General features: G+C 55.1%; 26 protein-coding genes. 14 read left to right on the top strand and 12 right to left on the bottom strand.

The features are described from left to right. Together Q3O59_RS14455 and Q3O59_RS14450 are read left to right on the top strand one after the other, a co-directional pair. Positions 1 to 190 (top strand): hypothetical protein (locus tag Q3O59_RS14455; protein WP_305946255.1); only part of this gene is annotated, 190 nt, incomplete at its 5' end. A 120-nt stretch (positions 191 to 310) separates the two neighbouring features. Beyond that, positions 311 to 847, top strand: coding sequence for a gamma carbonic anhydrase family protein (locus tag Q3O59_RS14450; protein WP_305946254.1), 537 nt, complete (start codon positions 311 to 313; stop codon positions 845 to 847). On the opposite strand, the gene Q3O59_RS14445 is transcribed toward Q3O59_RS14450, so the two are convergent. Both Q3O59_RS14445 and aroE read right to left on the bottom strand, forming a co-directional pair. After that, positions 844 to 1098 carry a DUF1488 domain-containing protein gene (locus tag Q3O59_RS14445; RefSeq protein WP_305946253.1) on the bottom strand — a complete coding sequence of 85 codons (255 nt, stop codon included), beginning with the start codon at positions 1096 to 1098 and terminating at the stop codon, positions 844 to 846. The two genes, Q3O59_RS14450 and Q3O59_RS14445, sit on opposite strands and share 4 nt — an antisense overlap. Beyond that, positions 1095 to 1919 carry a shikimate dehydrogenase gene (gene aroE, locus Q3O59_RS14440; RefSeq protein WP_305946252.1) on the bottom strand — a complete coding sequence of 275 codons (825 nt, stop codon included), beginning with the start codon at positions 1917 to 1919 and terminating at the stop codon, positions 1095 to 1097. Before aroE ends, Q3O59_RS14445 begins: the two co-directional genes overlap by 4 nt. Here aroE and Q3O59_RS14435 point away from each other — a divergent pair. Further along, positions 1912 to 2364 carry a group II truncated hemoglobin gene (locus tag Q3O59_RS14435; protein ID WP_305946251.1) on the top strand — a complete coding sequence of 151 codons (453 nt, stop codon included), beginning with the start codon at positions 1912 to 1914 and terminating at the stop codon, positions 2362 to 2364. The two genes, aroE and Q3O59_RS14435, sit on opposite strands and share 8 nt — an antisense overlap. 1 nt (position 2365) lies before the next feature. Here the strand turns inward: Q3O59_RS14435 and Q3O59_RS14430 are convergent, their stop codons facing one another. The 3 genes from Q3O59_RS14430 to tsaC all read right to left on the bottom strand — a co-directional run bounded on the left by Q3O59_RS14430 (position 2366) and on the right by tsaC (position 4195). Continuing rightward, entirely contained in the window at positions 2366 to 2563 is a 198-nt protein-coding gene (locus Q3O59_RS14430) for a hypothetical protein (protein ID WP_305946250.1), read from the bottom strand. Between the two features lie 137 nt (positions 2564 to 2700). Beyond that, positions 2701 to 3630 carry an oxygen-dependent coproporphyrinogen oxidase gene (gene hemF, locus Q3O59_RS14425; protein WP_305946249.1) on the bottom strand — a complete coding sequence of 310 codons (930 nt, stop codon included), beginning with the start codon at positions 3628 to 3630 and terminating at the stop codon, positions 2701 to 2703. A 1-nt stretch (position 3631) separates the two neighbouring features. Then, entirely contained in the window at positions 3632 to 4195 is a 564-nt protein-coding gene (gene tsaC, locus Q3O59_RS14420; protein ID WP_305946248.1) for an L-threonylcarbamoyladenylate synthase type 1 TsaC, read from the bottom strand. A gap of 91 nt (positions 4196 to 4286) precedes the next feature. Here tsaC and purE point away from each other — a divergent pair, with 91 nt between their 5' ends. Both purE and Q3O59_RS14410 read left to right on the top strand, forming a co-directional pair. After that, positions 4287 to 4775, top strand: a complete 489-nt coding sequence (gene purE / locus Q3O59_RS14415; RefSeq protein ID WP_305946247.1) for a 5-(carboxyamino)imidazole ribonucleotide mutase — start codon at positions 4287 to 4289, stop codon at positions 4773 to 4775. Beyond that, the gene (locus Q3O59_RS14410) at positions 4775 to 5911 is read left to right on the top strand and encodes a 5-(carboxyamino)imidazole ribonucleotide synthase (protein ID WP_305946246.1); all 1137 of its coding nucleotides are present in this window, start codon (positions 4775 to 4777) and stop codon (positions 5909 to 5911) included. The genes purE and Q3O59_RS14410 overlap by 1 nt, the downstream gene beginning before the upstream one ends. A gap of 163 nt (positions 5912 to 6074) precedes the next feature. On the opposite strand, the gene Q3O59_RS14405 is transcribed toward Q3O59_RS14410, so the two are convergent. From Q3O59_RS14405 to Q3O59_RS14390, 4 genes are all read right to left on the bottom strand, one after another. Next, positions 6075 to 6617 carry a DNA topoisomerase family protein gene (locus Q3O59_RS14405; protein ID WP_305946262.1) on the bottom strand — a complete coding sequence of 181 codons (543 nt, stop codon included), beginning with the start codon at positions 6615 to 6617 and terminating at the stop codon, positions 6075 to 6077. A gap of 76 nt (positions 6618 to 6693) precedes the next feature. Beyond that, on the bottom strand, positions 6694 to 7167 hold the full coding sequence (locus tag Q3O59_RS14400; RefSeq protein WP_228592377.1) for a DUF494 family protein: 474 nt from the start codon (positions 7165 to 7167) through the stop codon (positions 6694 to 6696). Positions 7168 to 7169: 2 nt separating this feature from the next. Then, positions 7170 to 8255 (bottom strand): DNA-processing protein DprA, encoded by a 1086-nt coding sequence (gene dprA / locus Q3O59_RS14395; RefSeq protein ID WP_305946245.1) that lies wholly within the window; start codon positions 8253 to 8255, stop codon positions 7170 to 7172. Between the two features lie 21 nt (positions 8256 to 8276). Next, the gene (locus Q3O59_RS14390) at positions 8277 to 9377 is read right to left on the bottom strand and encodes a LysM peptidoglycan-binding domain-containing protein (RefSeq protein ID WP_305946244.1); all 1101 of its coding nucleotides are present in this window, start codon (positions 9375 to 9377) and stop codon (positions 8277 to 8279) included. Between the two features lie 123 nt (positions 9378 to 9500). On the opposite strand from Q3O59_RS14390, the gene def reads away from it, so the two are divergent. Genes def through trkA form a run of 4 tightly spaced genes read left to right on the top strand, consistent with a single transcriptional unit; the run spans position 9501 to position 13662 of the window. After that, on the top strand, positions 9501 to 10016 hold the full coding sequence (gene def / locus Q3O59_RS14385; RefSeq protein WP_305946243.1) for a peptide deformylase: 516 nt from the start codon (positions 9501 to 9503) through the stop codon (positions 10014 to 10016). 13 nt (positions 10017 to 10029) lie between these two features. After that, positions 10030 to 10992 (top strand): methionyl-tRNA formyltransferase, encoded by a 963-nt coding sequence (fmt, locus tag Q3O59_RS14380; protein ID WP_305946242.1) that lies wholly within the window; start codon positions 10030 to 10032, stop codon positions 10990 to 10992. Continuing rightward, a complete protein-coding gene (rsmB, locus tag Q3O59_RS14375; protein ID WP_305946241.1) occupies positions 10982 to 12289 on the top strand; it encodes a 16S rRNA (cytosine(967)-C(5))-methyltransferase RsmB in 1308 nt (435 codons plus the stop codon). Before fmt ends, rsmB begins: the two co-directional genes overlap by 11 nt. Then, on the top strand, positions 12286 to 13662 hold the full coding sequence (gene trkA / locus Q3O59_RS14370; protein ID WP_305946240.1) for a Trk system potassium transporter TrkA: 1377 nt from the start codon (positions 12286 to 12288) through the stop codon (positions 13660 to 13662). Before rsmB ends, trkA begins: the two co-directional genes overlap by 4 nt. A gap of 3 nt (positions 13663 to 13665) precedes the next feature. Here the strand turns inward: trkA and Q3O59_RS14365 are convergent, their stop codons facing one another. The 3 genes from Q3O59_RS14365 to Q3O59_RS14355 are packed head-to-tail and all read right to left on the bottom strand — an operon-like array spanning position 13666 to position 18462. Next, positions 13666 to 15117: a TrkH family potassium uptake protein gene (locus tag Q3O59_RS14365; RefSeq protein WP_305946239.1), complete on the bottom strand. Its 1452-nt coding sequence runs from the start codon at positions 15115 to 15117 to the stop codon at positions 13666 to 13668. A gap of 39 nt (positions 15118 to 15156) precedes the next feature. Further along, complete coding sequence (gene pepQ / locus Q3O59_RS14360; protein WP_305946238.1) at positions 15157 to 16479, bottom strand: Xaa-Pro dipeptidase; 1323 nt, start codon at positions 16477 to 16479, stop codon at positions 15157 to 15159. Between the two features lie 48 nt (positions 16480 to 16527). Beyond that, positions 16528 to 18462 (bottom strand): transglycosylase SLT domain-containing protein, encoded by a 1935-nt coding sequence (locus Q3O59_RS14355; protein ID WP_305946237.1) that lies wholly within the window; start codon positions 18460 to 18462, stop codon positions 16528 to 16530. Positions 18463 to 18658: 196 nt separating this feature from the next. Here Q3O59_RS14355 and fadB point away from each other — a divergent pair, with 196 nt between their 5' ends. The 5 genes from fadB to Q3O59_RS14330 all read left to right on the top strand — a co-directional run bounded on the left by fadB (position 18659) and on the right by Q3O59_RS14330 (position 23933). Continuing rightward, the gene (gene fadB / locus Q3O59_RS14350) at positions 18659 to 20812 is read left to right on the top strand and encodes a fatty acid oxidation complex subunit alpha FadB (protein WP_305946236.1); all 2154 of its coding nucleotides are present in this window, start codon (positions 18659 to 18661) and stop codon (positions 20810 to 20812) included. 17 nt (positions 20813 to 20829) lie between these two features. Continuing rightward, the gene (gene fadA / locus Q3O59_RS14345; protein WP_305946235.1) at positions 20830 to 21993 is read left to right on the top strand and encodes an acetyl-CoA C-acyltransferase FadA; all 1164 of its coding nucleotides are present in this window, start codon (positions 20830 to 20832) and stop codon (positions 21991 to 21993) included. A gap of 137 nt (positions 21994 to 22130) precedes the next feature. Continuing rightward, on the top strand, positions 22131 to 22376 hold the full coding sequence (tusA, locus tag Q3O59_RS14340) for a sulfurtransferase TusA (RefSeq protein ID WP_305946234.1): 246 nt from the start codon (positions 22131 to 22133) through the stop codon (positions 22374 to 22376). Position 22377: 1 nt separating this feature from the next. Then, positions 22378 to 22803, top strand: coding sequence for a hypothetical protein (locus Q3O59_RS14335; protein ID WP_305946233.1), 426 nt, complete (start codon positions 22378 to 22380; stop codon positions 22801 to 22803). 74 nt (positions 22804 to 22877) lie between these two features. Further along, positions 22878 to 23933, top strand: coding sequence for a GGDEF domain-containing protein (locus Q3O59_RS14330; protein WP_305946232.1), 1056 nt, complete (start codon positions 22878 to 22880; stop codon positions 23931 to 23933). Positions 23934 to 23947 lie beyond the last annotated feature (14 nt).

Below are 23947 nucleotides of genomic sequence, written 5' to 3'. Positions count from 1 at the left end.
GTTCAAACCGCTTCACTTCTCATCGCTTTTTGAGAGCTTTAGGCTCATCTGCAAGCGAGGGCGCCATTTTAGGGATTTAAATCTTGCTGTCAAGGCTGAATCTCAGCATTTACCGCACTTTTTTCATCCCGATGCAGAGCGCTTATTCGCTGCCCCGCTGGCATGGGTGGGCATTATAGGGAGCTTTTAATGCCTTGCAAGCAGTTATTCGTTAAAATAGCGCTTTTCAGCACTGTTCGCTTAAAGTTCGCCCGCCACGGGCATTTAAGCGCCAACTGTTGCATACTAATGCAGCACAGGAGGATTTATCATGACAACGCGCTCGTACCGTGGCATCAACCCAAGCTTTGATCACAGTGTTTATATTGATCCATCTGCCGTTATTGTTGGCGATGTGCAGCTGGCAGCAGATGTTAGCATCTGGCCGCTGGTGGCGGCCCGCGGTGATGTCAATCGCATTCGCATTGGTGCCCGCACCAATGTGCAGGATGGCACTGTGCTGCATGTCACCCGTACCAGCCCAAGCAAACCTGAAGGCTCCCCGCTTATTATTGGTGAGGATGTGACTGTCGGCCACAAGTGCATGCTGCATGGCTGTATCCTTGGCAATCGGATCCTGGTGGGCATGGGCGCAATAGTGATGGACGATGCGGTAATAGAAGATGATGTGATTATTGGTGCTGGCAGTCTGGTACCACCTGGCAAAACTCTGCAGTCCGGCTATTTGTATGTTGGTAGCCCGGTCAAACAAGCCCGCCCATTAACCGAGGCCGAACGCGCCTTCTTAGCCGCATCCGCCAAAAATTATGTGCTGTTAAAGGATGAGTATCTGGCAGAGCAGGCTTAGTATTTTACAGGGGCCGGCAGCCAGAACTCGCCGGCCTCATTCCAGCACTCCTCGGCAAGCGCCTGCTCGGCCGCATCTTCCCAATCAAAGGCAGCCGCTTGTACCTGGCTAAGCCAGACGTCTGCCGACATCTCGTCAGGCCGGGCAATATAGCCGGTCAACCGAAGCCCTGCCAATAAACAGCTGAAGCTGACGGCATCTTGCTCGGCGCTATACACAAAGTCATGATTAAAGATCAGCTGCTGATTCATGCCAGCGCCTTTTTTAAGGCCGCTATCACCGGCTCTGTCGCAGGTGTTTTACCACGCCAGATGCGAAAGGCTTCTGCTGCTTGCCCCACCAGCATACCTAGACCATCCGCCTGGCGGGCAACCCCTTGCTGCGCGCACCAGTGCAAAAAGGCGGTAGGCTCCTTGCCATAAAGCATGTCGTAAGCAAAGGTGCAGCCACTCAGGACCTCTGGTGCAATCGCTGGCCGCTCTCCGGCCAAGCCGGATGAGGTGGCATTAATCACCAACGGATAAGTGCCTGCTGGAATATCTGTTAAAGCGCAGCCGCTCACCTTGCTGCCAAAGTGTTCTGCCAACAATTGCGCTTTGGCGGCGGTTCGATTGGCGATGGTAATGGATGCAGCACCTGCCTGCAGTAAAGGCTCGATCACACCGCGACTTGCGCCACCGGCGCCAAGCAGCAATACCGGCTGATCTTTTAGCGGCGCTTCAAGCCGCAGCAAGTCCTGCACCAGGCCGGCACCATCGGTGTTGTCGCCACACAACTGACCGTTTTGATCAAAATACAAGGTATTGACGGCACCAGCCTGCGCCGCCCGCTCGGTCAATTGCTCCGCCAGGGCAAAGGCCTGCTCTTTAAAGGGCACCGTCACATTGCCGCCCCGGCCACCTGCGGCAACAAAAGCCTGCCAGCTCTCGGCAAAGCCATCCAGCGGTGCTAAAATCGCCTGGTACTGCATGGCCTCGGCGCATTGCTGTGCAAAGAGCGTATGAATAAGCGGCGACTTAGAGTGCGCAATCGGATGTCCAAATACAGCGTAACGGTCCACTTTTATGTCCATCAAACAAATCCTGCAGCAAGTATTTCATAAAAAACAACCTAAGCGCCAGCCAGAACACCCAACCCCGAAGCAAACGCCTTATGCCATTATGGGTGGAGAAGCAGCAGTACGCCGCCTGGCCAACCGTTTTTACGATGTGATGGAAACAGCGCCTGAGGCGCGCGAGCTGTTGGCCATTCACCCCCAACCTTTGGATGCGATACGGCAAAAGTTTTTTGAATTCTTATCCGGCTGGCTGGGCGGCCCCGCGTTGTTTGAAGAAAAATACGGCCACCCCAGGCTGCGCGCCCGCCACCTGCCTTTTACCGTCAATCAACAGCTGCGCGATCAGTGGATGTTTTGCATGGACCAGGCGCTAAACGAGGTAGTTGAGGACACCATGTTACGCGAAGGGCTGCGCCAGTCGCTGGGGCAACTGGCGAGTCATATGGTTAATACCAATTAGTTTAAGATGGTGCAACGGGTTGTTTTCGTAACATCATAAATCCAAAATAAATCCAGCCGACAGGGGGCAAAAGCAAGCACAACAGCAAACAAATGGCTGCATAAAAACCAGACTGCCTCTTAGAGTAGAGGATGGATGCAGCTACAAAAGCCACAATGATGATAAATAGTAATTGAAAAACACTGATACCCTGCATCATTTTTAGCTCCCTGCAATATAAAAGAAACTTATTAGCTGATTAACTTATCTCATAAAAAAAACACATAATCAACGATGGGTAATATCTCCAATACATCAGTGCGCCAGTCATTAGTCCCAACTAATTTAGCTGTATAATTAGCCGTTAATTCCTAACCAGTCCTGTGGCTGCAGATAACGCTCGTACAAAGCGGCTTCCGGGCTGCCGGGCTCGGGCTGGAAGCCGTATTGCCACCGTACCAGCGGTGGCATCGACATTAAAATGGACTCGGTACGACCGCCGCTTTGCAGCCCAAACAAGGTACCGCGATCAAACACCAGATTAAACTCCACGTAGCGGCCGCGGCGGTACAACTGAAACTGCCGCTCGCGCTCGCCATAAGGCGTCTCTTTGCGGCGTGCTACCAACGGGAGATAAGCCGGCAAGAAGGCCTCACCGACCGCACGCATCAGCGCAAAGCTTTGCTCAAAGCCCGGCTCATTCAGATCGTCAAAAAACAAACCGCCGACACCGCGGGTTTCGCCACGATGTTTTAAGTAAAAATAGTCATCGCACCACTTTTTGTAGCGCGGGTAATACTCCGCGCCGAACGGCTCGACCGCCGCCCTGGCAACCTGATGCCAATGCACCACATCGGCTTCAAAGGGGTAAAAAGGCGTCAGATCAAAACCACCGCCAAACCACCAGACCGGCGGCTCGCCCGCTTTTTCAGCAATAAAAAAACGCACATTGGCATGGGTCGTCGGTAAGTAGGGATTGTTCGGGTGAATCACCAGCGATACACCGCAGGCATGAAAACTGCGCCCGGCCAGCTCCGGTCGGTGCGCCGTGGCCGAAGCTGGCATCTGGGCCCCATAGACATGCGAGTAATTAACCCCTGCCTGCTCAAATACAGCACCGCCTGTCAGCACCCGACTGCGGCCGCCGCCACCTTCAGCGCGTTGCCAGGCATCCTCGACAAAACGGGCCTCGCCATCGGCCTGCTGCAATGCCTGGCAGATGCTATCCTGCAATTGCTGTAAAAAGCCTTGTACCTCGGCCAGTTGCTGCTGACTGCTATTGGACATCTTAACTCCTTAAAACCTGGCCACTGATGGCATCGCGGATTTGGCTGGGTTGGGCGGCTCCGCCCAAATCACCGGCGACCAGTGCGGCAATATCACCGCCCAATTGCCGCAGTACTTCGGCGCTGTCGGTCAGTGCCGGTTCACCGGCTCGGTTGGCACTGGTGGACACCAGCGGCATCGCCAACGCCTGACACAGCGCCCGCACCACCGGATGGGTGCTAACCCGCACCGCTATGCTCGAATGCTGCCCGGTTATCCAGGCCGGTGCCTGAGCACTGGCTGGCAGTACCCAGCTGATATGGCCCGGCCAGCTGGAAAAAATCTCGGCCCGACGCTCCAATGGAATCGCCGCATCATCGATGTAAGGCAGCAACTGCGAGTAATCGGCTGCAATTAAAATCAACCCTTTTTCGACCGGGCGCTGTTTGATCGCCAACAGCCGCATCACAGCGGCTTCATTTTGTGGATCGCAGCCAAGGCCATAGACCGCCTCGGTCGGGTACGCAATCACTTCGCCAGCCTGAACCAGCTCTGCGGCTGCCTGAGTGGAAACAATTTCAGCCATCGTCATTTCAGTAAAAATTTAATTCGGGGTCAGAAGCCGCTATAATACCGCTTTCGCGAACACACTTCATTCTCTTCAGAAGGATTTACCAATGCAGGTTGGCATTATCATGGGCTCAACGTCGGACTGGCCGACCATGAAGCATGCAGCGGCCATGCTGGATCAATTTGGCATCGCCTACGAAACCAAAGTGGTCTCTGCCCACAGAACACCACAACTGCTGGCCGACTATGCATCCAATGCGGCCGGGCGGGGCTTGAAGGTGATTATCGCTGGAGCCGGTGGTGCCGCCCATTTACCCGGTATGGCAGCGGCTTTTACCAGCTTGCCGGTGCTGGGTGTACCTGTCCAGTCCAAGGCTTTGAAAGGCCTGGACTCGTTACTTTCCATCGTGCAAATGCCCAAAGGCGTTGCGGTAGGTACTCTGGCGATTGGCGATGCCGGTGCTGCCAATGCCGGCCTGTTAGCGGCTCAAATCCTGGCAACCCACAATCAAGATCTGATGCAAAAAATTGATGCCTTTCGCCAACAGCAAACCGATACCGTGTTAAGTCAACCTGATCCATCGGAGCTGCCCTGATGCGTGTGCTGGTATTGGGCTCAGGCCAGCTGGCCCGCATGATGGCGCTGGATGCCATGCCGCTGAACATCGAGGTGCAGGCGTTTGATGTGCGCAGTGATCAAATTGTCGATCCACTCAGTCAGCAAGTGCTGGGTGAAGGCTTGTCTCAGGCACTGCGCGATGCAGATGTGGTCACCGCCGAATTTGAGCACATCCCGGCTGCGGTGCTTGAGCTCTGTGAACAAAGTGGCAAGTTTTTACCAGGCCAGGATGCCATTCAGGCTGGTGGTGATCGCCGGCTGGAAAAAGCCTTGTTGCAGCAGGCAGGCGTTGCCAGTGCTCACTTTCATCTGGTACAAAGCAAAGCGGATCTGGAGGCGGCTGTCGCCAAACTTGGACTGCCGCTGGTATTAAAAAGTGCTCTTGAAGGCTACGATGGCAAAGGCCAGTGGCGCTTAAAACAGATGGAGCAACTGGATGCGGTCTGGGCTGAGGTGGCGCAGTTTTTGAAGCAAGCCTCAAAAAAAGCCAAGCAAGGCATTGTGGCCGAACAGTTTATTCCCTTTGATTACGAAGTTTCTCTGGTCGGTGCCCGCGGCAAAGATGGCAGCACGGTATTTTACCCGTTGACCGAAAACCATCATGTCAACGGCGTGCTGAGTGTATCGCTGGCAAGATCTGAGCATCCGCTGCAAGCTCAGGCCGAGCAGATGTTTCAGGCCATTGCCGACAAGCTCAACTACGTTGGGGTGCTGGCGATTGAGTTTTTTGTGGTCGGCGAGCAATTGCTGGTTAACGAGTTAGCACCAAGAGTACACAACTCTGGCCATTGGACCCAACAAGGAGCCGATACCAGCCAATTTGCCAACCATATCCGGGCAGTCTGCGGCTTGCCGCTGGGCGCCACCACGGTACTGCGCCCAACGCTGATGGTGAATATTCTGGGGCTGGATCAGTTGCCAGACGCCCTACTCGCCATTGCTGGTCTGCATGTGCACTGGTACGGCAAAACGGCTCGCCCCGGTCGCAAGATGGGCCATATCAACCTTTCCGCCGACACCACGGAGCAATTGGCAAAGCGTTTTGCCCAACTGATGGCTTTGCTGCCAGCAGAGGATTTTCCCGAGCTGGAGCTACTGCTTACTAAAATTTGACCATAGCTAGTTTCCATCCTGAAACGGCATCCCTGCCGTTTCGCGGAGTCGCCAGGAAAAAAACGCGGTTTTTCCTGGCTCGCAAAATCAATTGCTTACACCAATGGTTTTGGCAGCGCATCCCTGCGCTACGTTAGTGCCCACCTTTCAGGGCGGGCACTAACTACGACTGCTCGGCCTGACAAGCTTTATCGGCGCAGAGCAGTCGCTCCCCTTTGGCCGTTTTCTTGCGGATCAGCAGTGCAAAGCCACACTGTTGGCAGCTCCCTGCAACAGGTTGCTCATTCAGCAGAAACTTGCATTTTGGATAGCGATTGCAGCCGTAAAAGTGCTTGCCATACTTGCTAATGCGCTCGACCAACTGGCCTTTGCCACAGTCCGGGCAATCAAAGGTTTCACTTTGGCTGTCATCTTCATGCACCACAAAATCGCAGGCCGGGTAGTTGCTGCAACCAATAAACATGCCATAACGGCCATTTTTGACCGCCAAAGGCCCACCACAACTGGGGCAAGGTTCCTGCTCCAGCAACTTCACCACAGTATCTTCGTGCTCGTGCAAAGGCTTCAGGTATTGGCAACCTGGATAGTTGCTGCACCCCAAAAAGGGGCCTTTTTTACCCGACTTGATCTGCAGCGGGTGCTGACATAACGGGCAAGTTCCCGGTTGCTGGGACAGCTTAAACAGTGGATCAGTGTGCGCGGTCATGGTCATCGAAACCCACCAGCCTGGAATCGGGCCAGTATGCCACAAGGCTGGCTTTGACCCAACAGCAGTGCAGCCCCTAGTGCAAGGGGCCGTCTGGCTCATCGAAAATCAAATCTTCCATTTGGGCGTAGGCGTTTTCACGGCCAGGGACATTAAACAAGACCATCAGCACCACCCACTTCAAATCATCCAGGCTGATGCTGGGACCATCGAGATCCATCACCCGATCCAGCACCATCTCACGGGTACTGGCATCCAGCACATTGATTTGCTCTAAAAACAACAGAAAGCCACGGCACTGGCTATCGAGCTTGCGGCTTTCTTCCGGGGTGTAGATGCGGGTTGCACTGACACTGACTTTGGTCAGATAGGGCTTAACATGACTTTCCTGCAGCTTGGACAAGCTCTCCAGCCACTGCAAAGCACGAAATATATCGTCATCATGAAAGCCTGCCAGGCTGAGCTCTTTGGTGAGATCAGCACGGTCGGTGTAGATTTCCGATTCATTGTGGATGTAGTTTTCAAACAGGTAAACGAGGATATCAAACATGATTAGGTACTCCTCACTCTGATGTAGCCACCAGGCACTACTGCCACCAGACCTGCCAGCTCAAGCTGCAGCAAAGCAATGGTCGTGTCTGCTACTGAAAGCTCTGACCGTTCTGCGATCAGGTCAACCGCAGTAGCTTCATCTCCTACGTTAGCCAACAAAGTGTCATCGAACAAGTCTGGCGTGGTATTTTTTTCACTTTGTTGTTGCTTTAGACCCGATTTTGCAGAAAAAGTCCACTCTTCCAAAATATCGGCCACGCAGGTGGTGAGTTTAGCGCCTTGTTGGATCAAGGCATGGCAGCCCGCCGACTGCGGGTGGTAAATAGAGCCGGGAATGGCAAACACATCCCGGTTGGCATCGACCGCCAGGTGTGCACTGATTAAGGAACCACTTTTGAGTGCCGCCTCCACCACCAAAGTGCCTTGCGACAACCCCACCACAATGCGATTGCGCTGCGGAAAATGTGCAGGCCTGGCATCGACCTGAGGAAAGTACTCGGTAACCAAGGCGCCTTGCTGGCGAATTTGCTCTGCCAGGGCCTGATTCGATTTGGGATAAATGCGCGTTAACCCATGCCCCAACACCGCTATGGTAGGACCGGCAATGGAAAGAGCGCCTTGGTGGGCGCAGCTGTCAATGCCACGGGCCATGCCACTGGTCACCACATAGCCATGACGCACCAGCTCGGCAGCGAAATCAAAAGCGATACGCTTGCCGGTCGGACTGGGTTGGCGGCTGCCAACCATTGCCAGCTGGGGCTGACTCAGAATGGCCGGGTTGCCTGCAACAAACAACAACAGGGGCGGTTGACGAGTTTGCTTGAGCAATGCCGGATAGCGACCATCATCAAAGCTTATCAGGTGATGCGCATCATCCGCTGCCAGCCAGGCTTCTGCCTGTTGCAAGGCCTGTGCTGAAGGTGTGTGAATGGCAAGAGCTTGTCGCTCCGTCAGCCCCAGAGCACGCAAAGTGCTGATGGGTTGGCGGCACAACTCGGTGACAGAGCAATGTGGCGCAAGGCGTTGCAGGTGGTAACCGTTCAATCCCGCTTGCGCCAATATCAAGTACGGCAGCCTATCATCCATGATACGACTCCAGCAATGTTGTTAAGGGTTGACGATACGATCTCCCACCCGGACAGGTCGTAATGTATCAGTAACAATGGCAAAGCTGGCACGCTCTGTCACCTTGAACACCATCAGATGACCAACCATCTCGCGAGGCATTTCAATTTGCTCATGGCCAAAGTTGCTGGCAAGTCGCTGGTAGCGGCTGGCATCTTCCATATAGACCGGTTGACCATTGCGGCTGTCGACCACCGTCGGTGAAGGCCGCAGGATATCGAGCATATGGCCGGGAGCCAGCTGATCCACCGCGCCTTTGTTGATAATCACAATGTCCCACTTGGCAAATTCACGCAGCTTAGAGGTGGTATCAATGATCACCCCTTCCAGTGGTTGCTCTGGCCGGGCCATATGGAAATAGGCAGGCAAAGCCTCACCATCGATAGCCGGCAACACAATGTCACCCTGGCGAATTTCTCGTTTCACGTCAACTAAGTACAGGGATGCCGGTACATTCTGCTCGGCATCGCCAGCTCGAAAAGCCCGACTGGTGGCAACCAGGGTAAGCGCATAACCCAATTTGTCGCCGCTGTCCGGGTCGACATAAGGACGACCACGGCGGTAGATGGCATAGCCTTTATCTGGCTCCAGCTCGCCGCGGGCATAGAGGATATGACCTTCAGTGGCATTTTTAACGTTGCTGCTGGCGCCAAGAATGTACGGTTTGGTTGCCAGCTCATCGGCACTCATCATCTTGTCGTGCGTTAAGAATGGCCGAATCATCGCCAGCGGCACTGTGGTAACAGCAGCAGGACGGGTATCGGTTTGCCGGGTATGCGGCGATAGCCGGCGAACCCGATCATCCCGCACCAGCATAGGCCGGCCATCGGCATCGTAGACCAGCATTAGCACATCACCGGGGAAAATCAGGTGGGGATTGTCGATTTGCGGGTTCATCCGCCACAGTTCAGGCCAGCGCCACGGCTGATTCAAATAGATGGCCGAAATGTCCCACAAGGTATCCCCTCGCTTGACAATATAACGCTCCGGCGCGCCTTCACGAACCTGCAAAACATCCGCAGAAACAGTTACGGTAAAACAAAAGACGCACAGCGCCAATAAGTTAAGGATAGGTTTTAACATGCCAGCATCCCCAGCGTGATCTTGTTGTAATTATGACAGACGAAGCTGTTCATTGCGCACATTAATGGCTAAAATTAGACCTTAGCACAGTTATTTCCTTTAAGCATAGTATTTGTGGAGCCTATGAGCGTACTTCGAGTGTTGCACTTCCCGGACGAACGACTGCGGACGGTCGCCAAACCCGTAGCAGAGATTACCCCTGAAATTCAGCAACTTGTCAAGGACATGCTGGATACCATGTACGATGAAAATGGCATTGGCCTGGCCGCTACCCAGGTGGACCGCCACTTGCGGGTAGTGGTGATCGACATTTCCGAGTCGCGTGATGAACCCCTGGTGCTGATCAACCCGGAAATCACCAGCAAAAGTGGCGAGACCACCTACGAAGAAGGCTGCCTGTCCGTGCCGCAAAGCTACGCCAAGGTAGAGCGGGCTGCTGAGGTCACCGTTAAAGCACAGCAGTTGGATGGCAGCTGGTTTGAACTGCAGGCCGATGGCTTGCTGGCCATTTGCATTCAACACGAACTGGATCACTTACTCGGCAAGCTTTTCATCGACTACTTATCCCCGCTCAAGCGTGACCGGATCCGGAAAAAGCTGGAAAAAGAAGCCCGGCTGGCTGCCCGCCATGCACTCTGATACAGGACTTCGCGTGACAGAATCGCTTCGTATTGTCTTTGCCGGTACCCCTGAGTTTGCCGCAGATCACCTGAAGGCATTGCTCAACAGCGAGCATCAGTTGGTGGCGGTGTACACCCAGCCCGATCGCCCGGCCGGCCGTGGACAGCAATTAACGGCCAGTCCGGTGAAGCAACTGGCGCAGCAGCACCAGTTGCCCGTCTATCAGCCGGCTAACTTTAAGGCGGCCGAAGCCCAACAACAACTGGCAGCGCTGAAAGCCGATGTGATGGTGGTGGTTGCCTATGGCCTGTTGCTGCCGCAAAGTGTGCTGGATACACCCCGGCTGGGTTGCATCAATGTGCATGGGTCCTTGCTGCCGCGCTGGCGTGGTGCCGCGCCCATTCAGCGCGCCATTTGGGCTGGCGATCACCAGACCGGCATTACCATTATGCAAATGGACAAAGGGCTGGATACCGGCGCCATGCTGAGCAAAGTTGAATGCAGCATCAGCGACGCCGACACCAGCGCCAGCCTCTACCAAAAACTGGCACAGCTTGGCCCCCAGGCACTGGTTGCAGCTCTGAATCAATTGCCCGCATTGCAACAGCAGGCAGAAAGCCAGGATGAACGCCAGGCCTGTTACGCTGCCAAGCTCAGTAAAGACGAAGCCCTGCTCGACTTTGATAAAACTGCTGCTCAGCTGGAGCGGGAGATCAGGGCCTTTAATCCCTGGCCCATTAGCGTGCTGGCGCACGGCAGCCACCGCATTAAAATCTGGTCAGCTCACCTTGAACCGGACATTGAGCCAGCCTCCCCGGGCCAGGTACTGGCACTCAATCGCCAGGGTTTAAAAATTGCCACCGCAGAAGGTGTGCTGGTGATTACCCGCTTGCAACCCCCCGGCAAAAAACCGATGTCGATTGCAGACTTCTTAAATGGCCGGGCCGACTGGTTCCAGGTCGGTCAGCCCATTCGGACCCAGGATGCCAACTAATCTTCGCGCCCTGGCGGCGCAATGCTGTTTTCAGGTGGTCGAACAAGGCCGCTCTTTGTCCGAAGTCTTGCCCGAAGCACAGCAACAATTGCACGACAGCAAAGATCAGGCGCTGCTGCAGGAAATCTGCTTTGGCGTACTGCGTCATCTGCCGCAGCTGGATCATGTCTGTCGCCAGCTGATGGCAAAACCCTTGGTCAAAAAGTTGCGCCCGCTGCAATTTTTGCTTTATGTCGGCATCTACCAGCTGCACTGGCTGCGCATCCCCGATCATGCTGCCATTAGCGAGACCGTTGAAGCCGCCAGGCTGCTCAAAGGCAAATCGATGACCGGCCTGATCAATGGCGTGCTGCGGACGGTGCAGCGGCGGCCCGAGTTGCTGCAGTTTGACCAGCTTCCGGTGACTGTGCAATACAGCCACCCAGGCTGGCTGGTGCAGATGCTGCAGCAAGACTACCCTGAGCAATGGCAGCACATCCTGCAGGCCAACCAGCAAAAAGCGCCGCTGTGGCTTCGGGTCAATCAACAGCAAGTCAGCATCAGCGCTTTTAGGCAGGCGCTCACGGAAAGCGGCATTGAGCATCAGCAACCACTGGCCGAGTTACCAGAGGCCATCGTGCTGACGCAGGCCTGCGACATCACTTTGCTGCCTGGTTACCACGACGGCTGGTTCTCGGTGCAGGATGGCGCGGCCCAATATGCGGCAGCCTTGCTGGAGCCGCGCAATGAGCAGCGCATTCTGGATGCCTGCTGTGCACCTGGCGGTAAAACCAGCCATATTCTCGAGCTGGCGCCCAGAGCCCGGGTGCTGGCACTGGATGTTGATGCCAAGCGTTTGCAGCGGGTGCATGCCAACCTGGCTCGCTTAAAACATCAAGCGACGGTGCTGGCTGCCGATGCCTCTGAACCAGCCAGCTGGTGGGATGGCGAACCCTTTGACCGGATTTTATTGGATGCGCCCTGCTCCGCCAGCGGCGTCATTCGCCGCCACCCGGATATCCGCTGGTTACGCAAAGCCAGCGACATTGCGGCTTTGGCCGACATTCAAGCAAAGATGCTGCAACAGCTCTGGCCATTGCTTAAACCCGGTGGCATCTTGCTGTACGCCACCTGCAGCGTTTTTCGCCAGGAGAACCAGCAGCAGCTGACGCAATTTTTGCAGCGAACCCCGGATGCACGCTTGCAGCCGATCCACGGCCACAGCAACGGCTGGCAAATCCTGCCTGGCCAGCAGCAGCTGGACGGTTTTTTCTATGCTAAAGTGATGAAAGCAGTGACGGCAGAACAACCAACATGAAAATCATTATTCTGGGTGCGGGACAAGTCGGTGGAACCCTGGCCGAAAATCTGGTTGGGGAAATGAATGAGATCACCGTGGTCGATACCAACATGGAAAAGCTGCACCTGCTGCAGGATCGGTTCGACCTGCAAGTGATTCACGGCTATGGCGCTCACCCGGATATCCTGAAAAAAGCCGGCGCTGAGGATGCCGATATGCTGGTCGCGGTGACCAGCAGCGATGAAGTCAATATCGTAGCTTGCCAGGTCGCCTACAGCATTTTCCATACCCCACTGAAAATTGCCCGCATCCGCAGCAACCAATACCTGAAATACCGCGACCAGCTGTTTCGGCGCGAAGACATGCCGGTGGATCACTTTATTGCCCCTGAAACCCTGGTGACCGACTACATTCGACGCTTAATTGACTACCCAGGCGCTCTGCAGGTGGTGGAGTTTGCCCTGGGCAAGGTCAGCCTGGTCGGTTTACGCGCTTATTACGGCGGCATGCTGGTCGGGCATGCGCTGTCCACCTTGAAAGTCCATATGCCGAATATTGATGCCCGGGTCGCTGCGATTTATCGGCGCGGTACCTCAATCAAACCGCTTGGCACCACGGTGATTGAAGCCGATGATGAAGTCTTCTTTGTCGCTGCCACCAAGCACATCCGGGTAGTGATGAGCGAGCTGCAAAAGCTGGAAAGCAGCTACCGTCGCATTATGATTGCCGGTGGTGGCAATGTTGGCTACGGCCTAGCACGAGCGCTGGAAAACAACTACAGCGTCAAGTTGATTGAGCGCAGCAAAGAGCGGGCGGAGTTTTTGTCCGGTGCGCTGGACGACACCCTGGTCTATGTGGGTGATATTTCTGATCCAGAGCTGCTGGAAGAGGAGAACATTGAGCAAATCGATGTCTTTATTGCCGTCACCAACGACGATGAAGCCAACATTATGTCGGCCATGCTGGCCAAACGAATGGGCGCTCAAAAGACCATAGTGCTAATCAAACGCGGTGCCTATGTTGACTTGCTGCAAGGCGGTGAAGTCGATATCGCAGTATCGCCGCAACAAGCCACCATCTCAGCCTTGCTGACGCATATTCGCCGTGGCGACATCGTCAATGTGCACTCGCTGCGCCGTGGCGCGGCTGAAGCGATAGAAGCCATTGCGCGGGGGGATGAAACCACCTCCAAAGTGGTGGGAAAAGCCATCGGTGACATTAAACTGCCCCCCGGTGCCACCATCGGTGCCATCGTCCGGGGCGATGAAGTCATCATCGCTCACGATCACATTCCCATCCAGACCGATGACCATGTGATTTTGTTTTTGGTGGATAAAAAGCACATCAGCGAAGTGGAGAAACTCTTTCAGGTGAGCGCCATTTTTATTTAGCGCTCAGTTTTTCCAGAAGGCCGGGGTAAAGAGCACCAGCAAGGTAAAGATTTCCAGCCGGCCGAACACCATCGCCAGCACCAGCAAATACTTACTGACGTCTGCCAGGTCGCCATAATGCGAAGCGACTTCGCCAAGCCCTGGGCCTAAGTTGTTCAAACAGGCCGCGGTTGCGGTAAAAGCAGTCATGTTGTCCAAGCCGGTCATAATCAGCAGCAGCATAATGATGACAAAAACCAGCGCATAGGCAGCGAAAAAACCCCAAACGGCTTCCACCACCCGGTCCGGCACCGCCCGCCGCCCCAGCTTGATGCTGTAGATGGCTCGCGGATGCACCAACCGGTTCAGCTCGCGCTTGCCTTGCAAAAACAACAGCAACACCCGCACCACCTTCATACCGCCACCGGTAGAGCCCGCACAGCCGCCAATAAAGCTGGAAAAAATCAGCAAAATTGGCAAGTACAAAGGCCAGTAGGCAAAACCGCCGGTGGCAAAGCCTGCGGTGGTTGAAATGGAGACTGCCTGAAACAGGCCATGATCAAAGGCTTCCCAGCTGGTGTCGTACACCTGGCTACGCAGCAAACCAATAAAAATCAGCAGTACCAGCGAACCCTGGATAAACAAAAAGGCCCGCAATTCTGGATCACGCCAATAGGTCAAAATGTTTTTCCCCCGCATGGCAGCAAAATGCAGCGGGTAATTGATGGCGCTAATCAGCAAAAAGACCACACACACCAGGTTGATGGCACTGCTGTCAAAGTGCCCGATGCTGGCATCGTAGGTTGAAAAACCACCAATAGCCACGGTGGAAAAGGCATGGCCAACCGCATCAAACCAGCCCATACCCGCCAGACGGTAGGCCAGCGCACAGCTGAGCGTCAGCACCACGTAAATCAGCCAGAGGTGTTTGGCGGTATCGGCGATACGAGGCGTTACCTTGTTGTCTTTCACCGGGCCCGGCGTCTCGGCTTTGTACAACTGCATGCCCCCAACGCCTAGCATCGGCAAAATCGCCACCGCCAAAACAATGATGCCCATACCGCCCAGCCACTGCAGCTGCTGACGGTAAAACAAAATGGCTTTGGGCAGGGTTTCAATGCCGGTCAACACAGTAGCGCCGGTGGTCGTCAGGCCAGAGAAGGCCTCAAAGGTGGCATCGGCCAGCCCCATGCCCGTTTCGGACGACAGGTACAATGGCAAGGTGCCCACCGCGCCCAGCACCAGCCAGAACATCACCACGATCAAAAAGCCGTCCCGCACTTTCAGATCGCGTTGGTACTGGCGGTTGGGGTACCAGATCAGCAGGCCGGTAAAAACACAGATGACAAAGGACAGCAGGAAAGGCACCCCGGCACCGTCCTGATACCAGAGTGACACCAATGCCGGCGGCAGCATGCTGGCGCTGAACACAGCGACCAGCAACCCCAGAATACGGATAATGGAGCGATATTGCATAGTTCCCCGGACTGACAGGACGACCGATCAGCGCGTGGTTTAAGCCAGCTGCAGATCTCTGGTCATGTTTTCGTTGCGCTCCCGGTGCACGATGACATTGTCTTCGATCCGGATGCCGCCAAATGGCTTAAAGGCCTGAATTTTATCCCAGTTTAGCAGCTTTTTCTGAGCGTCGGACAACTCATCCAGCAAGGAATCAATAAAATACAGCCCCGGCTCTATGGTGAACACCATCGACGGCTCGATCAGACGGGTGCAACGGAGAAAAGGGTGCTGCTCCGGTGGCGGCAAATGGGTACCGCGCTCATCCAGCATAAAGCCACCGACATCGTGCACCTGCAAGCCCAGATGATGGCCAAGCCCATGCGGGAAAAAAGCCCGGGTGATTTGTTGCTCCACCATGGCATCGGCATCCAGCCGGACAAAGTCAAAGTCCGCCAGCAACTGGGCAATGCGCTGGTGCGTCAGCAAGTGCAATTCGCTGTACTTGATGCCCGGCTTCAGTCCGGCCACCATTTCCAGGGTAATGGCATCCACTCTTTTGACCAGCTCGGCAAACTCGTGCCCTTGATCAAAGCTGTAGGTCCGGGTGATATCGGCCGCATAGCCATGAAATTCGGCACCAGCATCGATCAGGAAGCTGTGCGGCTGACTGGGCTTTTTCCGCTCCAGCGCCGTGTAGTGCAAAATGGCGCAGTTTTGATTCAGCGCGATGATGTTGCCATAAGGCACTTCATTTTCCGTTTGCCCCACGGCCGCCAGATAAGCCAGCTGAATGTCAAACTCGGCGCCACCGGCATAAAAAGCAGCACGGGCGGCACGATGGCCGGCCACCGCCATCTTATTGGCCTGGCGCAGGCACTGCAGTTCGTAATCGGTCTTGTAGGCACGGTGATAGTGCAGGAAGTTAAGCACCGGCTCTGGGTTAATTTCACTAAAACCCAGCGCTTGCGCCACCTCCAGGTACTCACCAATGTAGGCCAACCGGGCTTTGTCGTAAGGCAGCAAGCGCTCGACCTGGTTGGCTTTTTCCAGCAGTTGAATGTCAAAGTGCTCGGCCCAGAAATCCGCGGGTTCATCAGGCACTTTGTGCCAGAAGTCTTTCGGCCGATAGAAGATCAGCTTTGGCTTGTTGACACCGTCCAGCTGCAACCAGCAATGCGGATTATCCACCACCGGCAACCAGGCTTTGAAGTGAGGATTGGCTTTGAACGGGTAATCCATGTCATCGAGAAACTTGCGCTTGCTCTGGCCAGAGTGAATCACCAGCCCATCCAGATTCTCCCGCTCCAGCAGTTGGCGGGTCCGTTGTTGCAACGTCTGAATATGGGTTGCATAGAGTGCAGGATTGATGTCCGTCATAGCATCCTTCTTGTGTCTGTGTCTGGAAGTGAAAGCCGCATCATAGCATCAATCCTGATCCTGCCCAATCCGCATGGTAACCAAAGGTGCAAACACATCCACCGGCTGGTCCATACGAATATTGTAAATCTGATAATACGCCATCACCGCTTTGACGTACTCGCGGGTTTCCCGAAACGGAATGGTTTCGATCCAGATATCCGCCGGCACAGCTTCGTCTTTCGGGATCCACTGCCGTACCCGGCCAAAACCGGCATTGTAGGAGGCGGTGGCAATCAACAAGTTGCCATCATTACGTCGCATCAGGTAATTCAGGTAGTTGGTACCAAAATCTATGTTGGTAATGGGGTTGTACAACTGGCCCAGTTGCACCGGTTGGCGGGCAATGTAGTTGGCGGTATCGGGCATGATTTGCATCAACCCGCGGGCACCAACCGGCGAGTTGGCATCCACCATAAAGGAGCTTTCCCGGCGGGTGATGGCCATGGCCCAGGCGGTATCGACCTCGGCCATTTCGTCCTTGAATGCCAACGGGAAGCGCAGCTCAATATCATCCCAAAAACCAACATCGGCCAAAGAAAAAATGGAACGTTCGTACCACTGCATTTGTGCTGCTAAACGGGCAGAAGCCAGTTTGGTTTGCTCATCGACGGTGCGCTGCAAATGGTTCCACTCCCGCCGCGCTTCGGTCATCCGCCCCAGCGCCAGCCACTCTTTCGCCCGCTGCACCGATGGGTGTTGGGTTAGCTCCGAAACCTCGCCATCGGTCACCGGCACCGAGCGGTGCGACAAGCTGGGCGGCAACCCAAGCCGGGATGCCGCCATAAAACCATAGTAGTTGCGACGCTGTGCCAGCTCCTGCCACAGCAGCCTGGCTTGCTCGCTCTGGCCTTGCTGCTCCAGCGAACGCGCCAGCCAGTATTGCCAGGCGGCATTTTGTTGCAAATCTTCCGGCATGCTTTCGATCAGCTGCTGGACTCTGGGCCAGTCCTGCTGCTTTAACACATGGGCAATGCGCCAGTGCGCCAAGGTATCGTCCATGTGCTCAACCGGCACCTGCGCCATCCAGGGCTCGGCCCGCTCGTCCCCCCGGCTTGCCAGAGCAACGGCAAAAGCACGGATCACCACCTGCCGCTGCGCTTCGGTAAAGTGCGGATCCTCGGCAAAACGCTGCCAGGTGCTTAAAGCCTGATCGGCATTGCGCCAAATCAGGCGCCGCAGCCCATAGGCCAAAATTTCACGTTCTCTGGCGTCCCGGCCCGGAAAGAAGTTGCGCTGGGCGACCACGGCCGGGTTGCGGCGGGCGCGGATCCACAAATCAACCAGATACTGATCACGTGCCGGCATTAAACCACGCAGATAGGGCAACAAATTGGCCTGGCCACCGTCGGCCACTTTGCCCACCCGCTGCCAGATCACCTCCGGCGTCATCTGGCCGGCGTCGCGCCAGCGGGCAAACAGTGGATCACAGGCTCTGGGCTGGGAGACAGCAACGGTCCACAAAGCCCGTACTTCGGGCCAGATCCGCTCCGGTGCTTCTTTTTCCAGCCGGAAGCGCAGTGCATGGCAATTGAGCTCAGCGTCCTGAGTAGGACGGTAATTGGCGAGAAATAACTCGGCAGAGCGGCGCTGCGCCAGATACAGCAACCAGCGCTTACGCAGTGGCCAGTCCATCGGCGTTCCCTGATGACGGCTTAAAAAGCGCTCAATGGCGTCACTGGCTGACAAGCGCCCTTCCAACCAGCGCAACTCCAGATACGGCTGCAACGGATAATCCGCCAACTGCTCCAGCCAGGCTTCAGCCTGATTGCGATTGGTTGAGCCGATGCGAAGCTCGGCATGTAAAAATTGCTCGCGCTGTTCAGCCCGTAAAGCCCCCTGCTCATCCAGGGGCTCGGCCAGCAGCCAGCAGCCAGGCAACAGCCACAACAAGGCTGCCAAAGTACGCTTGCCAGCTGCATTAATTTTCGAGTGCTTGACCATGCTTTCAGTCCATTTCCTGCCTATAGTTTAGTACTCTTGTCGCGTGATGACCGATCAAACTGGCAAAAGTCAAACACCTGTTTAAAAAACAGTTGAATTTTCCAGCCATCCACGACACACTGGAAAGAACGCTATCTCATCGTACCAGTTAGCGCGTGACCCTGCACACATGACCTGACTTAAAGGGAGACCATGCATGATGTATCAAAGTCCACGCATTACCGTCGAGCAAATCGAAGACGGCATTGCCAAGTTTACCTTCAATGCCGAAGGCTCCGTCAACAAGTTCGACCAACAAACCTTAGCAGATTGCAAGGCCGCTTTGGAACTGTTGCAGCAAGATAAATCGGTAACTGGCGTGCTTTTCACCAGTGGTAAAGAAAACTTTATCGTCGGCGCCGACATCACCGAATTCTTGCCGGTGTTCCAACGCGATGAACAAGAGCTCATTCCCTGGATCAAACAGGCGTCCGATGTGTTCGATCTCTGTGAAGATTTGCCGGTGCCAACCGTGGTGGCGATCCGCGGCTTTGCACTGGGCGGCGGCTGTGAGTGGACTCTGGCCTGTGATTACCGGGTCGGTGACAGCAGCACCAAAATTGGTTTGCCGGAAGTCAAACTGGGCCTGATGCCAGGTTTCGGCGGCACCGTCCGGCTGCCGCGCATCATTGGTGCCGACAATGCGATGGAGTGGATCACCACCGGCAAAGATCGCAATGCAGCCAAAGCCCAACAGGAAGGCTTGATCGATGCCGTCACTGCACCAGAAAAGCTGGAAGCTGTGGCATTGTCCATGCTGCAAGATGCCATTGCCGGCAAGCTGAACTGGCAGCAAAAGCGTGCCGTCAAGCTGCAGCCGCTGAAACTGAACAAAACCGAAGCTACCATGAGCTTTAACACCGCCAAAGGCATGGTGTTTGCCACCGCCGGCAAGCATTACCCGGCGCCGATGGTCGCGGTGCAAACCATTGAAGCGGCAGCCGGGCTGGACCGTGCCGGTGCCATGGCACTGGAGAATCAGGGCTTTGCCAAGCTGGCCAAAACCGATGCGGCCACGGCTCAGATTGGTCTGTTCTTAAACGACCAGCTGATCAAAGGCAAAGCAAAAAAAGCTGCCAAAACGGCCAGCAAAGCGGTCAACAAAGCCGCCGTACTGGGTGCCGGCATCATGGGTGGTGGTATTGCTTACCAGTCGGCCAGCAAAGGCGTGCCGGCGGTGATGAAAGACATCAATCAGCAGGCGCTGGAGCTCGGCATGGGCGAAGCGACCAAACTGCTCGCCAAGCAAGTCGAGCGCGGCCGCTTGGACGCTGTCGGCATGGCCAAAGTTATCGCCAGCATTACGCCATCGCTCAGCTATGAAAGTGTCAAAGACGCTGATATCGTGGTGGAAGCTGTAGTGGAAAACCCGAAAATCAAAGGCGCAGTGTTAAAAGAAACCGAAGCCTTGCTAAGCGACGATGCCATTTTAACCTCCAACACCTCGACCATTTCCATCAACTCACTGGCCGAAAACCTGAGCCGGCCGCAGAACTTCTGTGGCATGCACTTCTTCAACCCGGTGCACCGGATGCCGTTGGTCGAAGTGATCCGGGGCAAAGATACCTCGGAAGAAACCGTGGCTGCTGTGGTGGCGTACGCTGCCAAAATTGGCAAGTCGCCGATTGTGGTCAATGACTGCCCGGGCTTTTTCGTCAACCGGGTGCTGTTCCCCTACTTCGCTGGCTTTAGCAAGCTGGTGCTGGATGGCGCCGACTTCACCCAAATCGACAAGGTGATGGAAAAGCAGTTCGGCTGGCCGATGGGCCCGGCGTATTTGTTGGATGTGGTTGGACTGGACACCGCCTTCCACTGCACCGATGTCATGGCCGCTGGTTTCCCAACCCGGATGGCCAAGCTGGACAATGATCCGGTCGCCGCCATGTACCAGGCCAACCGTTACGGCCAGAAAAACGGTTTTGGTTTTTATGCGTACAGCAAAGATGCCAAAGGCAAGCCGAAAAAAGCGGTGGATGATGCCAGCCGCGAACTGCTGGCCGGCATTTGCCACAGCGCCACCGAGTTTAGCGCCGAAGACATCATTGCCCGCACCATGGTGCCGATGATCAACGAAACCATTCGCTGTCTGGAAGAAGGCATTGTTGCCAGCGCTGCTGAAGCCGATATGGGCTTGATTTACGGCCTGGGCTTCCCGCCCTTCCGCGGTGGTCCGTTACGTTACGTCGATACCCTGGGTCTGGCCAATTTCGTTGCTCTGGCCGACAAGTACGCCCATCTGGGTGAAATTTACCAGGTGACCGATAAAACCCGCGCCATGGCCGCCGATGGCCAGCGTTTCTTCCCGGTCTAAGCGCAGGAGTCAAACAGATGAAAAACGCCGTAATTGTTGATTGCATCCGTACCCCGATGGGCCGTTCAAAAAACGGCATCTACCGCAATATCCGTGCTGAGTCGTTATCAGCCCATGTGATGGCCTCCTTGCTGGCGCGTAACCCGCAGCTGGATGCCAGCGAGATTGATGACATCATCTGGGGCTGTGTGCAGCAAACCCTGGAGCAAGGCTTTAACGTCGCCCGCAATGCTTCCTTGCTGGCTGGTATTCCGCACTCGGTCCCTGCCGCCACCATCAACCGCTTGTGTGGCTCTTCGATGCAGGCACTGCACGATGCGGTCAAATCCATTCAAACCGGCATGGGTGAGGTGTACCTGATTGGTGGTGTTGAGCACATGGGCCATGTGCCGATGAATCATGGGGTGGACTTTCACCCGGCCTTAGCCACCTCGGTGGCCAAAGCTGCTGGCATGATGGGCCTGACCGCCGAGTTGCTGGGTAAGATGCATGGCATCAGCCGTCAGCAGCAGGATGAGTTTGCCGCCCGCTCACACCGGCTGGCGCATGAAGCCACGGTGCAAGGCCGTTTTAAAAACGAAATCATTCCCACCGAAGGCCACGATGCCGATGGCGCTTTGCGGGTGTTCGATACCGACGAAGTGATCCGGCCGGAAACCACAGTGGAAGGCTTAAGCCAGTTGCGCCCGGTGTTCGATCCGGCCAATGGCACCGTCACAGCCGGCAGCTCCTCTGCCCTGTCCGATGGCGCTTCCGGCATGCTGGTAATGAGCGAAGACAAAGCCAAGGCGCTGGGCCTGCCAATCCGTGCCTATGTCCGCGGCATGGGTGTGGCTGGCTGCGATCCGTCCATCATGGGCTATGGTCCGGTACCAGCGTCGAAAAAAGCGCTGAAGATGGCCGGTGTCAGCATCAACGATATCGACTACGCAGAGCTGAATGAAGCTTTCGCTGCTCAGGCCTTGCCGGTAATGAAAGATTTGGGCCTGCTGGAAGTCGCTGAGCAGAAAGTGAACCTCAATGGCGGCGCCATTGCCCTAGGGCACCCACTGGGTTGTTCCGGCTCCCGCATCAGCACCACCTTGCTGAATGTGATGGAAGCTAAAGGCGGTAAATACGGCCTGGCGACCATGTGCATTGGCCTGGGCCAAGGCATAGCTACGGTGTTTGAACGGCCTTAAGCTGGCAGCAACACAGTCGATACCATAGAATAAGGGCCTGCAGGCCCTTTTCTTTTGCCAGCAAAACAGTAACTCATTAGGGTTGTTATTTGCCCGTAACGCCACTATTAATCCAGAGTCTTTAGCATGGAGTCATGATGCAACAACCATTTGATAATCCAACCCAAACTCTGGATGCCTTGGGCCTGCGCTGTCCTGAGCCGGTGATGATGACCCGGCTGGCCATCCGTAAAATGGCGGTGGGCGAAACCCTGCTGATTATCGCCGATGATCCGGCGACGACACGGGATATCCCCAGTTTTTGCCGCTTTATGGATCACCAGTTGCTGGCCAGCGATACCACGGAGTTGCCCTATCGGTATCTGGTAAAAAAAGGAACTTAAGATGCTTTGGCCCTACATCAAAAACTCACGGACCATCCAATCGCTGCTTTTTCTAAGCATCCTGTTGCTGCTTTTCTGGCAAGGTTATTACGTGCTGTTGCTGATGGCGTTGTTAGCCGTTATGGAAGGCCTAGCGGTCTTTTACGGTCTTCGCAACACCACCAAATGGACCGACATCCGCGATGTTCAGGCCCTGCTTGCCATCGACAAAGACGGCAAACTGCGCGTCGGTATGGAGCAGGCAGCCAGCCCAGAGACGGTCAAGGTTCTGCTAAAGCACGATAAAAAATACGGCTACCTGCAAGTCACCCTGAATTACCATGGCCCTTTGCGTTACCGTTTCCCTTTGCAGCAGCTGGAGCCCCTGCAGCAATGGCTGAGCACAGAACTGCCAGATCTTCAGCTTGAACATCAGTTACGCAACTAAGGTAAACAAGCCTTAGGGCATCCTGATTATTTTGTGCTAGCCTCAAAGCATCCACGTATTTTGAGGCTGTTTTTTTGACACCAGCTCTGCCTGCCAATGGCCACAAACAAGCACAGCACATCGATGCACGACGTCGCCATCATATACTGGTGTTTGTCAGCTACATCACCAGTCTGGTGATGTTTTTCTATGGTGTCCGAAGCCTGAATCAGGATTCTCTGCTACTGCCACTGATCCTCTTTGCCACTGGCGGTTGTTTTTTACTCAATGTCCTGCTGTATCACCTCAGTCAACAACTGAATCGCGCCTGCATCATCGAAGCATTGCTGGTGGGAACTTTTGTGCTAAGCCTGGTCTATCAGGGTGGCCACAACAACACAGCGCTCTACTGGGTATTTCCCTTTCCTGCCATCTTATTTGGTTTGCTGGGTGTCCGCCATGCTTTGGCCAGCAATGCCCTGCTGTTGCTGGTGTTGGGAATAATGTTGTTTACCCCAGACTTGATTCTGGCCGAGTACAAAGAAGCGGAAAGCAGTCGCTTCCTTGCTTCGCTGGTGATTGTCATCATTGTATGCTGGATCAACGACCATTATCGGGAGCGCAGTCATGCCGCCATGGAACAGCTGCAACAAAGCAAAGAGCTGCAAGCCAATACCGACCCCTTAACTGGCCTGGCCAACCGCCGCTTTCTGGATTCCAGCCTGATCCCGGCACTGGAGCAGCAAAGTGATGAACTGCTGCCACTGGCTGTGATCATGTGCGACCTTGATCACTTTAAACAGCTGAATGACCAATACGGTCATGATGTTGGTGACGAGGTGTTAAAAGCCGTTGCCACTGTGTTCAAGCAGAATATCAGGCAACAGGATATCGCCTGCCGCTTTGGCGGTGAAGAGTTCTTGCTGATTCTGCCCCATACCAACACGACCGATGCCCACTTAGTCGCTGAAAAAATTCGATTGCAGCTCAGCAAAGAGCGTCTTAATGCTGCGGCGCCAGACTACCAACTAACCGCCAGCCTTGGCGTGGCCACCTGCAACAAAACTACCGCCTTTTATGACGCAGTCAAAATGGCGGACCAACAACTCTATCAGGCCAAACATCAGGGACGCAATCAGGTTTGTGGATAGCTTAGTCACCCTTG

Origin of the sequence: Alkalimonas delamerensis (genome assembly GCF_030717955.1) — a bacterium.
In the GTDB taxonomy this organism is placed as follows: domain Bacteria; phylum Pseudomonadota; class Gammaproteobacteria; order Enterobacterales; family Alteromonadaceae; genus Alkalimonas; species Alkalimonas delamerensis.
This window is presented reverse-complemented; position numbering and strand designations above follow the sequence as displayed.

Excerpts from the sequence above, each read along its gene's own strand:
- tsaC (WP_305946248.1), bottom strand. The coding sequence starts at position 4,195 with ATGGCTGAAATTGTTTCCACTCAGGCAGCCGCAGAGCTGGTTCAGGCT.
- Q3O59_RS14390 (WP_305946244.1), bottom strand. The coding sequence starts at position 9,377 with ATGTTAAAACCTATCCTTAACTTATTGGCGCTGTGCGTCTTTTGTTTT.
- Q3O59_RS14405 (WP_305946262.1), bottom strand. The coding sequence starts at position 6,617 with ATGACCGCGCACACTGATCCACTGTTTAAGCTGTCCCAGCAACCGGGA.
- Q3O59_RS14430 (WP_305946250.1), bottom strand. The coding sequence starts at position 2,563 with ATGATGCAGGGTATCAGTGTTTTTCAATTACTATTTATCATCATTGTG.
- Q3O59_RS14355 (WP_305946237.1), bottom strand. The coding sequence starts at position 18,462 with ATGGTCAAGCACTCGAAAATTAATGCAGCTGGCAAGCGTACTTTGGCA.
- dprA (WP_305946245.1), bottom strand. The coding sequence starts at position 8,255 with ATGGATGATAGGCTGCCGTACTTGATATTGGCGCAAGCGGGATTGAAC.
- aroE (WP_305946252.1), bottom strand. The coding sequence starts at position 1,919 with ATGGACATAAAAGTGGACCGTTACGCTGTATTTGGACATCCGATTGCG.
- Q3O59_RS14450 (WP_305946254.1), top strand. The coding sequence starts at position 311 with ATGACAACGCGCTCGTACCGTGGCATCAACCCAAGCTTTGATCACAGT.
- hemF (WP_305946249.1), bottom strand. The coding sequence starts at position 3,630 with ATGTCCAATAGCAGTCAGCAGCAACTGGCCGAGGTACAAGGCTTTTTA.
- rsmB (WP_305946241.1), top strand. The coding sequence starts at position 10,982 with ATGCCAACTAATCTTCGCGCCCTGGCGGCGCAATGCTGTTTTCAGGTG.
- Q3O59_RS14435 (WP_305946251.1), top strand. The coding sequence starts at position 1,912 with ATGTCCATCAAACAAATCCTGCAGCAAGTATTTCATAAAAAACAACCT.
- def (WP_305946243.1), top strand. The coding sequence starts at position 9,501 with ATGAGCGTACTTCGAGTGTTGCACTTCCCGGACGAACGACTGCGGACG.
- fadB (WP_305946236.1), top strand. The coding sequence starts at position 18,659 with ATGATGTATCAAAGTCCACGCATTACCGTCGAGCAAATCGAAGACGGC.
- Q3O59_RS14335 (WP_305946233.1), top strand. The coding sequence starts at position 22,378 with ATGCTTTGGCCCTACATCAAAAACTCACGGACCATCCAATCGCTGCTT.
- pepQ (WP_305946238.1), bottom strand. The coding sequence starts at position 16,479 with ATGACGGACATCAATCCTGCACTCTATGCAACCCATATTCAGACGTTG.
- tusA (WP_305946234.1), top strand. The coding sequence starts at position 22,131 with ATGCAACAACCATTTGATAATCCAACCCAAACTCTGGATGCCTTGGGC.
- Q3O59_RS14410 (WP_305946246.1), top strand. The coding sequence starts at position 4,775 with ATGCGTGTGCTGGTATTGGGCTCAGGCCAGCTGGCCCGCATGATGGCG.
- Q3O59_RS14365 (WP_305946239.1), bottom strand. The coding sequence starts at position 15,117 with ATGCAATATCGCTCCATTATCCGTATTCTGGGGTTGCTGGTCGCTGTG.
- purE (WP_305946247.1), top strand. The coding sequence starts at position 4,287 with ATGCAGGTTGGCATTATCATGGGCTCAACGTCGGACTGGCCGACCATG.
- Q3O59_RS14445 (WP_305946253.1), bottom strand. The coding sequence starts at position 1,098 with ATGAATCAGCAGCTGATCTTTAATCATGACTTTGTGTATAGCGCCGAG.
- fadA (WP_305946235.1), top strand. The coding sequence starts at position 20,830 with ATGAAAAACGCCGTAATTGTTGATTGCATCCGTACCCCGATGGGCCGT.
- trkA (WP_305946240.1), top strand. The coding sequence starts at position 12,286 with ATGAAAATCATTATTCTGGGTGCGGGACAAGTCGGTGGAACCCTGGCC.
- Q3O59_RS14400 (WP_228592377.1), bottom strand. The coding sequence starts at position 7,167 with ATGTTTGATATCCTCGTTTACCTGTTTGAAAACTACATCCACAATGAA.